Source organism: Caballeronia sp. LZ016 (genome assembly GCF_031450805.1).
In the GTDB taxonomy this organism is placed as follows: domain Bacteria; phylum Pseudomonadota; class Gammaproteobacteria; order Burkholderiales; family Burkholderiaceae; genus Caballeronia.
Genome location: NZ_JARTVY010000005.1, coordinates 405,283 through 418,064, shown reverse-complemented (window position 1 = coordinate 418,064; position 12,782 = coordinate 405,283). Strand labels below are relative to the sequence as shown.

The 12,782-nt window shown below is 61.7% G+C and carries 10 protein-coding genes; 5 read left to right on the top strand and 5 right to left on the bottom strand.

Features of this window, described 5'->3' with window-relative positions:
* The first annotated feature begins 13 nt into the window (after positions 1–13).
* Entirely contained in the window at positions 14–1,327 is a 1,314-nt protein-coding gene (locus P9220_RS25660; RefSeq protein ID WP_309768660.1) for an MFS transporter, read from the top strand.
* A gap of 12 nt (positions 1,328–1,339) precedes the next feature.
* Here the strand turns inward: P9220_RS25660 and P9220_RS25655 are convergent, their stop codons facing one another.
* From P9220_RS25655 to P9220_RS25635, 5 genes are all read right to left on the bottom strand, one after another.
* A complete protein-coding gene (locus P9220_RS25655) occupies positions 1,340–2,743 on the bottom strand; it encodes a glycerophosphodiester phosphodiesterase family protein (RefSeq protein ID WP_309768659.1) in 1,404 nt (467 codons plus the stop codon).
* 99 nt (positions 2,744–2,842) lie between these two features.
* On the bottom strand, positions 2,843–5,128 hold the full coding sequence (locus P9220_RS25650) for a filamentous hemagglutinin N-terminal domain-containing protein (protein WP_309768658.1): 2,286 nt from the start codon (positions 5,126–5,128) through the stop codon (positions 2,843–2,845).
* Between the two features lie 315 nt (positions 5,129–5,443).
* Entirely contained in the window at positions 5,444–6,016 is a 573-nt protein-coding gene (locus P9220_RS25645) for a PAS and helix-turn-helix domain-containing protein (RefSeq protein ID WP_309768657.1), read from the bottom strand.
* A 52-nt stretch (positions 6,017–6,068) separates the two neighbouring features.
* A complete protein-coding gene (locus tag P9220_RS25640; protein ID WP_309768656.1) occupies positions 6,069–7,040 on the bottom strand; it encodes a dipeptidase in 972 nt (323 codons plus the stop codon).
* A 28-nt stretch (positions 7,041–7,068) separates the two neighbouring features.
* Complete coding sequence (locus tag P9220_RS25635) at positions 7,069–8,430, bottom strand: MFS transporter (RefSeq protein WP_309768655.1); 1,362 nt, start codon at positions 8,428–8,430, stop codon at positions 7,069–7,071.
* Positions 8,431–8,810: 380 nt separating this feature from the next.
* Here P9220_RS25635 and P9220_RS25630 point away from each other — a divergent pair, with 380 nt between their 5' ends.
* From P9220_RS25630 to P9220_RS25615, 4 genes are all read left to right on the top strand, one after another.
* On the top strand, positions 8,811–9,578 hold the full coding sequence (locus P9220_RS25630; RefSeq protein ID WP_309768654.1) for an H-NS family nucleoid-associated regulatory protein: 768 nt from the start codon (positions 8,811–8,813) through the stop codon (positions 9,576–9,578).
* Between the two features lie 114 nt (positions 9,579–9,692).
* Positions 9,693–10,151, top strand: coding sequence for a ribonuclease (locus P9220_RS25625; protein ID WP_309768653.1), 459 nt, complete (start codon positions 9,693–9,695; stop codon positions 10,149–10,151).
* Between the two features lie 302 nt (positions 10,152–10,453).
* Positions 10,454–12,151, top strand: coding sequence for a methyl-accepting chemotaxis protein (locus P9220_RS25620; RefSeq protein ID WP_309768652.1), 1,698 nt, complete (start codon positions 10,454–10,456; stop codon positions 12,149–12,151).
* Positions 12,152–12,228: 77 nt separating this feature from the next.
* Positions 12,229–12,753, top strand: a complete 525-nt coding sequence (locus tag P9220_RS25615; RefSeq protein ID WP_309768651.1) for a DUF4142 domain-containing protein — start codon at positions 12,229–12,231, stop codon at positions 12,751–12,753.
* Positions 12,754–12,782 lie beyond the last annotated feature (29 nt).

Sequence of the window (12,782 nt, the reverse complement as noted above, 5' to 3'; positions counted from 1 at the left end):
AGGAGACAGTTTCATGAGCAACCGAGCCGACGCGCTGCAAAGCGCCGTCAAGAAAATCAAGTGGCACGTGCTGCCGCTTTTCGTGGTGATGTTCATCGTCAACTACATCGACCGCGTGAACATCGGCTTCGTGCGGCAGCACTTGAGCGCCGATCTCGGCATTGGCGCGGCGGCGTATGGTCTCGGCGCGGGGCTTTTCTTCGTCAGCTATGCGGTGTTCGAAGTGCCGTCGAACATGCTGTTGCAGCGCTTCGGCGCGAAGGCGTGGCTCACGCGCATCATGGTGACGTGGGGGCTGGCGGCGGTCGGCATGGCGTTCGTGCGCGGCGAGACCTCGTTCTACGTGATGCGTCTCGTGCTCGGCGCGGCGGAAGCGGGCTTCTTTCCCGGCGTCGTCTTCTATTTCACGCAATGGCTGCCGCGCGATCAGCGGGGCCGCGCAATGGCGATCTTCCTGTCCGGCTCGGCGCTCGCCTCGGTGTTTTCAGGGCCGATTTCCGGCGCGTTGCTGCTGATCGAAGGCCACGGCCTGCACGGCTGGCAGTGGATGTTCATCATCGAAGGCATGGCCTCGGTGGTGCTCGCGGGCTTCGTGTGGTTCTGGCTCGACTCTAAGCCGCATGACGCGAAGTGGCTCACGCGCGCCGAGCAGGATGCGCTCGTCGCCGAAATCGAAGGAGAGCAGCGCGAGCGCGAATCCACGCATGTGGCGAAGCCATCGGCGCTGAGCCTGCTGCGCGATCCGCAGATCGTCATCTTCTGCCTGATCTATTTCTCGGTATCCCTGACGATCTACGGCGCGACCTTCTGGCTGCCGAGCATCATCCGCAAGATGGGGCATCTGAACGACTTCCAGGTCGGCCTGTTCAACTCGGTGCCGTGGCTCATTTCGATCGTCGCGATGTATATGTTCGCGGCACTGGCGGCGCGCTTCAAGTTCCAGCAGGCGTGGGTCGCATGTGTCCTGCTGATCGCGGCGGCGGGCATGTATGCGGCGGGCACGGGCAGCGCAGTGTTTTCGTTCGTCGCGATCTGCTTTGCGGCAATCGGCTTCAAGGCGGCTTCTTCGCTGTTCTGGCCGATCCCCCAGGGCTATCTCGATGCGCGCATCGCCGCTCCCGTGATTGCGCTCATCAACTCGATCGGCAATCTCGGCGGCTTCGTCGCGCCCGCGACCTTCGGCTTTCTGGAGCAGAAGACCGGCTCGATTCAGGGCGGGCTGACCGCGCTCGCGGCGATGTCGGTGGCGGCTTCGGTCATCGTCTTCTTCGCGCGCATGACGCCCGCGGTTCGGGGTCATGCACGAGTCACGCGGCGCGGAACGTGATGGCGGTGCGCGCTATCGCCCGAGTTCCTTGAGATAAGCTGCACGCGCTGCATAGGCGGTGTTGGCGAAGTCGGTGAACACGCCATCGACGCCCGTGCGGTAGAACTTCAGATACTCGGCCGACGGATCGCCTTTGTAGTCCGCAGCAAGGTACTTCTTCTCGTTGCGGAACGTGAAGACGTGAACGAAGAGGCCGGCCTTGTGCGCGTCGCTGACGACGCTCGTGGCGGGCTGCGAGGTCGCTTGCGCAGTCGAGCCGGTGAATGGCGAGCCGTCGGCGTTGGTCGCGGGGAACGGCGCGATCCTGAGCGGTACGATCTGCGGCTTCCACGGACCGATGCCATCCGCATACGTCCTGATCTGCGCGAGACCTTGCGGCGTGAGCATCGCGTCGAACCAGCGCGGATCGCCGGCAACGGTCCAGTCGAACGGACGGCTATCGGTGATCTCGTTGTAGATGACCGCGCCCGTGCGATAGTCGACGTCGTAGCCATCGATCAGTTGCACGAGCTTCGTATTGAGGCCGTGCGCGCGCATGTATTGCAGGCTCGACGGCTCGAAGCTCTGCACGAACACGGCGGCGTCGTGAGTATTGAGCTGGTTGTCGTTCAAAATCTTGATGAGCGCGTCTTCGAGCGGATGGCTGCCCGGCGCGCCGCATCCGTTGGCGATGGCCTGCGCGTTGTTCCACGTCGGGTTCTTCGTCTCCGGATACACGGAAAGCGTGCGGCCTGTTGCAGCGCTTTGCGCCTTCGCGATATCGATGATCTGCTGGAACGTCAGAACGGGATACTTGCCGTTGTATTCGGACGGACGCTCGTTCGCGGCATCGTACGTGGTGCCGCCGATCAGCGTGCCGAGTTCGGCGGCGGTGAAGTCCGTGATGGACCAGTCGCCGGTGTGATCCTCGCCATCGACGATCAGCGACTTCAGCACCGACTTCGGATCGTTCGGATCGGTCAGGTCCGTCAGATATTGCGAAGGCCCGGTCTGCGGCGTGCTCTGCCATTTCACATTGACGAGCACGCCGGGCACCGTGCGCTTTCTCGCGGCAACGGATGCGTTCGTTTTGGCGACCTCCGCGATGTTCGTATTGTCCGACAGCCACGGGTTATGCCGCGCGACGAGCACGCAATCCTTCGACAAGTGCAAATCTTCTTCGAGTGCATCCGCGCCGCTGGTCGCGGCCAGTTCATACGATGGCTGCGTCTCCTCGGGCCGCAAGCCCGGCAGGCCGCGATGCCCGATGACGAGCGGCATCCTGCCATCGAGCGTCGAGAATGCGGCGGGGGCGGGCGCATTGGGCGCAGCGTCGCTTCCGTCGCCATGACAGGCGGCAAGCGTCAGGGTGAATGCAGTCAGTGCCAGCGAAAATTTCGGCATTGCGGGTAGAGCGTGCTTTCGATCGCGCTTCATCGGCTTTCCGTGTCCTTATGATGGTCCCCGCGCATGATGCGAGAGCGCGGTGACCGTCATATGTCCGGAAGCTCTCAATCGGCTTTCAGTGAAGGATCCTCACCTGGCGTCGAGCTGCCAGCGCAGGATCGGATGCTGCGCGCCTGCGGGCATGACCCATGTGCCGTTCGGGCCGAAGTTCCAGCTTGCATCGAAGCTCGATGCCGTCCGCATTTCGACCGTGGTGAGACCGTTCGCAGGCGGAACCGGCGTGCCGCCGTAGACGGATTTGTCCGTCATGGTCATTGTCCGGTCCCAGTAGACGTTGTTCGCAATCGATCCCGCATTTGAAAACGCTACGCCGCCTTTGAGTTCGGCATTGAATTGCGGAACGATGTTCGTGCTCGCGAACGATTCGCTGATCGTGCCTGTCTTGTTGTTATCGAGCACGAGACCGCCGTTGTAGTACATCTGCGCGCTGCCCGACGCATACGACTGTGTGATCGATCCGTTGTTCTGCGAAACGAGCCCGCCGCCTTCCGAATGCGATCCGCCATACACGGCGCCAGTGGCGAACGACTGAACGATCTTGCCGTTATTGATGCCGACGAGACCGCCGAACTCGCCCTGGCTGCCGACATTCGCGCTGCTCCACGATCGTTCGATGGTGCCTTCGTTTTGCGCGACCAGCCCGCCGCCGCCGGGTCCGCTGACTTCGGGCGAGCCTGCGCTTCCGGTGGTATAGACGTTCGAAACCAGCCCGCGGTTGATGCCGGTCAGTATGCCGGCACCCGCATTGTAGGAGCCGTAGGCGGTCGAATCGATAATGCCCAGATTGCGCACGACGCCCCCATAGAAAATTGCGCCGAAGAGCCCGACGTAGCTCGGATCCTCGCCGACGCTATATCCGTGGAACTGGCTGATGGTGTGACCCATGCCGTCGAACTGTCCGGATAGCGCGATGCCTCCGCCGATCACGTTGATCTTGCCCGCGTCCGCGCTCAGATCGAGATCGCGGCCGAGCGCGTAGTTAGGCATGAGGTTCTCACCCATCTTGACGAGGTCGGCGTTCGAATTGACGAGGTAATAGGGCGTGTATTGCGTGGTCATGCCGCTGAAAGGCGCCGGTTTCCACGATGCGTTCTGCAGCACGTTCCCCGCTGTGTAGGTCCCGTTGAGGTCGAAGTAGGCGGACACGATGCCCGTACCTTGCGACCAGTCGATGGTGCCGCCATTCGTTACGCTGCCGCCGTTATCGCGTGCCGCCGAATCGGCGCGCAGCGTCAGATTCCCGGCGCCGGCGTTCGACAGCGTCGCGAGCGGGCCGAGCGTCACGCTATGCAGTGCGTTCAACACGAGGCTGGCGCCACCGGTCCAGTGCAGCGGCGCGCTCATGTCGATATCGCCGCTTGCGTTGTGCGCGCCCGTCGCGTTGACGGTGATCGACGTGCCGCTCGACAGATTGCGCGCAAGCGTCGCGGAGTTGAGCGGTCCTGCATTGAAGACCGGCGCGCTGATGTTCCATAGGGCGGCGCTGATCGCTGCGTCGTCGAGATGAAGCGCGTCGCCGGTCGTGATCACCGTGCCGCCAGCGCCATCCACATTCGATGCCTCGACCTTCGCATGGATGTGCGCCGTGCCGCGATCCGCGACGAGCCATACCTTGCCTTCACGAATCGCCGTGCCGGTGGCGCGCAAATCGGCGTGCTGGCCGGCGAGCGCGAACACGTTGCCGTCGGCTGCACGCAGATCGATCTGGGCGGCGTCTATCGTGCCCTTGTTCACCACATCGCCGCGTGTGCCGGCCTGCACGAAGACTTGCGGGCCGGTCGCCGAATCACGCAGCAACATCTGATTGCCGGTGGCGAGTTCGACCGATCCCTTTGGCGCGGTGATGCTGCCATCGTTCTCGACGAGCTTCCGGGAGATGAGAAATACATCGCCGCCGGTCGAGTCGATCTTGCCGAGATTGACGACGACGGCATCACTCGATCCGGTGAGACCGAGCGTTCCGCCGCTCATGAAGGCGTAATTGTCGACATCGAGCGTGGATGCGACGAAGCGGCCGCCTGTCGTCACGATGCCGTTCGCGCCTATCACGACGCCTTGTGGATTGATGAGATAGAAGCTGCCCGAGGCTCCGAGCTTGCCATCGATGACCGAGCGCTCCGTACCGGTCACGCGGCTCAGCGTGGCGCCGGTGCCGTTGAATACGTTGACGGTGTTGCCATTGCCGATGGAGAAGCTGCGCCAGTCGATCACGCCGCGCGGCGTGTTCTGCACGATGTTGACGGTACTGCCCTGCGTCGTGATGGACCCGGTGCCCGCGACGTACTGACCTCCCTGCGGCAGCGGCCCGGCTGCGATGGACGTATTGACCAGTGCGGAAAGAAGTGCGGCGAACATGGCATCGCGCGTGAGGCGAAGCGGTAAGAGAGGACGATCGATAGCGAACCTGCGATGCACATCGGCAAAAAGATCACGACTACGCATGCCGTACTCCTCGGTTTGGTTTAAGCGCTTCCCTTGTCTTTGCCTTACTGTTTTAGACTAAAGTGGAATCGCTCAACCGAGATTCGATGGTGCACTGCATGGCGATATCAATTGCCCGCGCATGCCCAGCAAAATCCCGTGCCGAGCGCTGACATTGCCCCGCTAATCAAGTGAGTTGTGACTAGCGGTTCATATGCCACGCAGAACGTCTCGATCAGCCAGGCGCGTTCACGCAAGCAAGCGCGCGATAAGATCGGGCGTTGTCCGCACTTTGTATTTTCGCAACAGGCTCGCGCGATGAATATCGACCGTGCGCGGACTGATGTTCAATTCCTTGCCGATCTCCTTGCTCGTCATCCCATGCACGAGATATGCGGCCACATCGCGCTCGCGTTCGGTCAGCGTGCTTGCGACATCGGTCTGCTTGCCGTTGTCCGACAGATCGGTGAACGTCCACATCGCCAGTTCGAAAGGACGCTTCGGGTTGTAGCCGAAGCCGCGCACCGTTACCCAGAAATGACTGCCGTCAATGCGGCGCATGATGCGATCGTCACTGAATACCGCGCGCTTCGCGATGAGCGGCGCGAGACGGCGGCCGGTCGTCGCGAAGTCTTTCTGCTGGGGGTAGAGCTTGGAGAACGACTGATCCACGATGTCGCTGCGTTCGGCTCTGAACAGTTCCAGCGCGCGCATATTGCAGTCGACCATGATCCGTTCGCGAGCCACGATGACCGCGACGGGCAAGTGCCTGAAAAGGTCCTCGTAATCGAGCGTGCGCGTCGGATCGGTCGTGGTCGGCATGGGGTCTTTGTCGTGCGTAGCTCCTGTGCAGTGTAGCCTGACCGTGTCCGATTCAGCCGTTCCAGACTTCACCGAATACGCGAAGCCAGTTTTCCCCCATCACTTTCCTGATGCGCGATTCGCTCCAGCCCGCGCGCTGCATCGCGGCAGTGAGATTCGGAAATTCACCGATCGTGCGAATGCCTTCCGGATTCACGACCTTGCCGAAGTCCGTGAGACGACGATAACGGCCTTTGTCATGCGTGATCCAGTCGAAAAACTCAGTGCTATAACCCTGAGTGAAGTCCGTGCCGATACCGACCTTGTCTTCGCCGATCACATCGATGACATATTCGATTGCCTCGAGATAGTCATCGACGGTTGCGTCCGCGCCGCGCCGCAGAAACGGCATGAACATCGTCACGCCGACGAAGCCGTTCGCTTCCGCAATCTCGCGAAGCTGGTCGTCCGTCTTGTTGCGCGGGTGCTCCTTCAATCCCGATGGACAGCAATGCGAGTAGGTGACGGGCTTCTTCGAGCACGCAATCGCATCCGAAGAAGTCTTCGCACCGACATGCGATAAATCCACCATGATGCCCACGCGGTTCATCTCCTGAATCACCTCGCGGCCGTATCCCGACAGTCCGCCGTCCGGTTCATAGGAGCCCGTGCCGACCAGGTTCTGCGTGTTGTAGCAGAGCTGTACGACGTTGACTCCGAGTTCCTTGAACACTTCGATATAGCCGAGATTGTCTTCGAACGCGTAAGAGTTCTGGAAGCCGAAAATGATCCCGGTCTTGTTCTCTTTCTTGGCGCGAAGAATGTCGTCCGTGGTGCGGACGAGCGTGAGAATCTCACTGTATTCGCGGATCTGCTGTTTCATTTCCGCGATGTTGTCGATGGTTTTCTGGAAGTCGTCCCACACCGAAACGGTGCAGTTCACGGCGGTCACGCCGCCCTTGCGCATGTCCTCGAAGACGGAACGTTCGAACTTCGAAATGTTCAATCCGTCGATGATGATGCTCGAATCGTGCAGGCTGTTCATCGATTCATTCCTGAAAGAGTGGCGTCGCTCAGACGGTGCGCTTGTATGCGCGTTTCACGGACGCGGCCTGGTTTCGGTTATTCGTCGCGGCGCCGGCATCTTCCAGCGCGGTCTTCGACGTTTCGTGCAGCGAGAGACCGCCGATCATCGCGAGGATCGATATCGCGATCAGATAGTACGCCGGCGACAGGTTCGTTCCCGTGGAGGAAATGAGCCACGTGGCGACGAGCGGCGCGGTGCCGCCGAAAATCGTGTACGCAAGGTTGTAGGTGATGGCGGACGCCGTGTAGCGCGTTTTCGTCGCGAACACTTCCGACATCAACGGCGCAGTCACCACGCCCGAAAGCACGGCGCCGATGGCAAGCAGCGCGACGCCCAGCAACGACTGCGAGAGCACGCCAGAGCCGCCCAGTGAGAAAGCCGGATAAACCGACGCGATGATGAAGACGCACGTCGTTGCAATCGTCGCGCGGCGGCCCACGCGATCCGAGAAGAGGCCGGCGAGCGGGCACAGGGCCGCCGCGAAGAAGAGCGCGAGCACGGTCACGAGCAGCGACGTGCCGCGTGAGAGATGCCCGGCCACTTGCAAATAGGTGGCGAAGTAAGTCGTGAACGTATAGAACGACAACGCCGTCACCGACACGAACGCACCCAGCTTCAATATATTCCACGACTGCGAATGCAGGGTTTCCATGAGCGGCGCATGCGCGACTTCATGCTTGCCTTCGAGGGCCTGGAACGCGGGCGTTTCGTTGAGATTGACGCGCAAATAGACGCCGATGAGACCGACCGGCGCCGCGATCAGGAACGGCACGCGCCAGCCCCATTCGATCATCGCTTGCGCGGACAGCGTCGACTCGAGCAGATACGCCACCACGGCGGCGCATGCAAACGACGAGAACGTCGAGACCGGAACGAAGCTGCCGAAGAATGCGCGGCGGCGGCGCGGCGCATGTTCCATCACATAGGCGCAGGCGCCCGCATACTCGCCCCCTGCGGAAAACCCTTGCACGCAGCGGATGATCGTAAGCAGCAGCGGCGCCCAGTAACCGATGGTCGCGTAGGTCGGAAGCAGACCGATGAGCGTCGTCGAACCGGCCATCAGCAGGATCGTGAAGGCAAGGGTGCGCTTGCGGCCGATCCGGTCGCCGACGATGCCGAAGACCAGCCCGCCGAGCGGCCGGAATGCGAACGCAACGGCAAAGACCGCGAAGGTCTTGAGCAGGCCGACCGTGGGGTCGCCGCTCGGAAAGAACTCGCGCGTGAGAATGGTGGCGAGAAATCCGTACGCGGCGAAGTCGAACCATTCGACGAAGTTGCCGATCGAGGCTGCCGCGATGACGCGTCGCAACGTTCCGGTGTCGACTTCCTGGCTGCGTTGATCTGGCATGGTGCCTCTCCTCTTCAAGTGTCGATGCCTTGCGGTGTCCGAACGAGAGTAGAGGCTCAAATTACCTAGGTCCATACGTGTCAATTACCTAGGTAATCGGGGGTGTCCGATGCGAGATGCGCGACAGGGCGGCGATCGCGTTGCGCTTCGAATACGCGTCGATTGACGGCGCGCGGTTCATTGCCGTATTTCTAACGCCGAGTCGGTTTGCCTGGCTGCAACTCTTTTTAACGTAAATGCGAGTGTCTCTGAGAAACCGGTTCGCGAATCATCGCAGCAATGTATTCGGCGATTCAGTCGGACTGCGTTTGCGATTAATTCGCTCGGTGTCGCGCGTATATGGCATAGTCGCGACATCGTCATTGAATGGGAGAATCAGAATGGCAACAATTGATAGCCTGAATGCAAGGATTGCGAAGCTGCAGGCTCAGGCCGAAGTGCTTAGAAAGAAGCAGTCAGCCGGTGTCATCGCGCAAATCCAGCGCCTAATGAAAGAACACGGTTTAACCGTCGATGATCTCGGGCGAGACAGCGGAAGTAAAAGCCGGGGCACCGAAGCGAAAAGCGAATCGAATGCGTCGGCGCGGTATCGTGATCCGAAAAGCGGCGCTGAATGGAGCGGTCGCGGCCGCGCGCCGGGCTGGATTGCGAACGCGAAGAATCGGAACCGCTTTTTGATCGACGGTAATGCGGCGAGTGCAACGGGATCTGCCGAGAAAGCGCCCGCCAAGGCCGGCAATTATGTCAGGGGTCCGCAGCCGGCGAAGTATCGCGATCCGAAGTCCGGTGCGACGTGGAGCGGCCGAGGCAAAGCGCCGGCCTGGCTCGCGGGCGCAAAAGACAGAAACAAATTCCTGATCGATGCGGCGGAAGCCGACACGCAAACTCAGTCATCGGGCGGTAAAGGCGCTTTGGCGACTGCTCGCAAGAAAGGCGCTGCGAAGAAGTCGTCCGCCACGGCTAAGAAAGCGCCGGCAAAGCGAGCGGCGGCCGCCAATAAAACGTCAGCTTCCGCCAGGAAGCCCGCAAGCAAGAAGGCCACTGCTAAAAAAGCTGCACGGAAGGCCGCGCCCGGCGCTGCGATGAATGGCGCAAACGGAGCGAGCAAGGACGCGTCGGGACTCGGAGGCGCGGAGCAGGCTGTCTGATTGCGTCGGGGGAGAAAGCGCGTGTGGAACCGATGATTGATCCGGTCTGTCACTCAGGATATTCTTGCTTCGTTCGTCGTCGTCGAATGCAGGTCAACCGGAGACAACCGTTTGATGAACCGCGCGTTGGCTTTCTCCTGCACGATCGCCATAAGCGCGATTCTTTGCGGATGCAACAAGGACGGGTCGCGAAACGCGGCTCAGGATTCGGGCGCATCGGCGAGTTCGGCGGCGCAGAGTGCGAGCGCCGCCGTCCCTGCATCGGGGACACAGGAACGCGGTGCGTTGTCGGCCATCGCCCAGGCGCAGTTGCCGGGAGAAGCTGCCGAAACGCTGCGTCTGATCAAAGCGGGCGGACCATTTCCTTTCGGCGAAGACGGTGTCCTGTTCCGCAACAGCGCGGTGTTGCTGCCGCAACATCCTCGCGGCTACTACCATGCATACACGGTGCGTACGCCCGGTTCCACCGATCGGGGGCAACGGCGCATCGTATGCGGCGGGCCGCGCAAGCAGACGAGTGACTGCTATTACACCGATGATTATTACGCGACCTTCAAGCGTATCGCGCAGTGAGTTTCTGTAGAGCCGGAGAGAAAGTCGCCGCGATGCACCGGAAGTTGCGAGCGCGAATCGAATCCCAATCTGCACCGTGAACGACGGCACTCCCTTGGTTGACGGCAACGCGCGTTAATTCTTGATGCGCGAGCCGGCAATGTCTCTGCTTGTCCGGCCTGTGCGCGTCGCATCTGAGAGCCGTGGCGCTCGAGCATCGCCGCCAGACTCAACTTTCCTCTTTCCCCGCCGATATTTCACCCAGCAGCCGAAAGGCTGACGAAAGATCGGGACGGATGCGTAAAGCAAAGAGGAAGGACGAAATGAGAAGACTGAGTTTCAGGGCGACGCTGTGGAGTACCGTCGGGTTCATCTGGGTGAGCCTGATCGTGCTGTCGCTGTTGAGCGCGACGATGACCCGCACGCTGATGATGCACGACCGCCAGCGCGGCCTCGCCGAGCAAGTGCAGTCCGCGGTGAGCGTGGTGAACCACTATGTCAAACAGGCGCAGAGCGGCGCGATGTCCGAGGCCGACGCGAAGCAGGCAGCCATCGCGCATCTGCGCCCCGTCCGCTACGGACAAAGCGGCTACATGCTCGTCGTCGATTCGAACATGCTGCAGTTGCTGAACCCGATTCGCCCCGAAACCGAAAACAAGATCAACGATCTCGTCGACAAGACGGGCAAGCATTTCACCGCCGAAATCGTCAAGCACGGGCTCGACGGCACCCATCTCACGAGCTATCTCTACCCGAAGCCGGGCGAGACGGACGCTCTGCCGAAAACCGCATACGGCGAATACGTGCGCGCATGGGACTGGCACGTCTATACCGGCGCCTACGTCGATGACATCGATAGCGAATTCGGCGTGCGGCTGCTCGAGATGCTCGGCATCGTCGGCGTCGTGGGCCTGCTGCTGACGGTGGCGATGGGCTGGATCATCCGCAACGTGCTGAAGAAGCTGGGCGGCGATCCGCAAGACGTCGCCGATGCGTGCGAACGTATCGCAGCGGGCAATCTCACCGAACCGGTTCACGTTCCCGCCGGCTACGACAAGAGCCTGATGGCGTCCGTGCGTGCGATGCAGGACCGCCTGCTCGACGCGATCGGCGCGGTCACGACATCCGCGACCGCCATTGCCAGCGCGACCAACGAGATCGCGGCGGGCAACACGGACTTGTCCGCGCGCACGGAAGAGCAGGCCGCGTCGCTTCAGCAGACAGCGGCGAGCATGGAAGAACTCACTGGCACCGTCAGGCAGAACGCGGACAACGCGCGCCAGGCAAGCGGCCTCGCCGATAACGCCAGTGCGGTGGCCAACGAAGGCGCGGCGATCGTCGGTCAGGTCGTCGATACGATGGCCGGCATTCAGGAAAGCTCAGGCAGGATTGCGGACATCATCGGCATCATCGAAGGCATTGCTTTTCAGACCAACATTCTCGCGCTGAACGCAGCCGTGGAAGCCGCGCGTGCGGGCGAGCAGGGCCGGGGCTTCGCAGTCGTCGCGAGCGAAGTACGCAGTCTCGCGCAGCGTTCTTCGAGCGCCGCGAAGGAAATCAAGGCGCTGATCGAAACATCGGGCGATCGCGTGGGCGCGGGCACGGAACTGGTCGCGCAGGCAGGCGAGACGATGCGCAGCGTGCAGTCCGCCATTCAGCGCGTGACCGATATCATGGGCGAGATCGCGTCGGCGTCGCATGAGCAAAGCCGCGGCATCGAACAGGTGAATCAGGCCATCACGCAGATGGATGAAGTCACGCAGCAAAACGCCGCGCTCGTCGAGCAGGCAGCCGCAGCGGCCGGGTCACTCGACGATCAGGCGAAGCAGCTTCGGCAAGCGGTGGCCATTTTCCGGACGAGTCGCGCCAGTGCGGAAGCCGCTCCGGCGAAGACTACGGTTGCCGCGCCGGCGAACATCAAGAGCCGTATTGCGCCTAAAGCGACGAAACGCGCGACGGCCGATGCAGTTTCGCCGGCAATGGCCGCCACCGGGTCCGACAAAGACTGGGAGACGTTCTAAGGCGACGTGCGCGAGCGGACCGGTGCTGTGCTAGCCTCGTCTTCACGCTGCTATCGCGTGGACTCATGAGGCGATCCATGAAGCACCTATCGCTCGTTGCCGTGATGCTTTTGCTGATCGCAGCGAATCTGCACGCCCATGCGCAGGGCACACGTCTCACCGATGCCCAAATGGCTGGCGTCTTCATCGTCGCCAATCAGGTGGAAATGGCAGTTGGCCAACTCGCCTTGCGCAGAACGCAGTCGCTCAGCATTCAGAACTACGCGCGCAGAATGATCGCCGAACATGACGGCATGAACCGTCAGATGGCCGCCATGCTCGACCGGCTGGGCGAGCGGGCGCAATCGAGCGCGATGAGCGAGTCGATGGCGCGGCAGCTACGCGACGACCTCGCCGCGCTCGACGATGTGCAAAGCCGCGATTTCGATCTCGCGTACCTGGAGCATGAAATCGGGTGGCATCAGCGATCGATCGCGGCGTTCGACGGCTTCATCCGCACGACGACGAGCGCCGACGTCAAGGCGCTGCTGGCGGCGTCGCGTCCGGCGTGCATCCTGCATCTGGATCAGGCGCGGCGGCTGGAATGGGCGCTCGGCCGGTGAATCGAAGCGCTGCTTTGTACGCAGCCGCT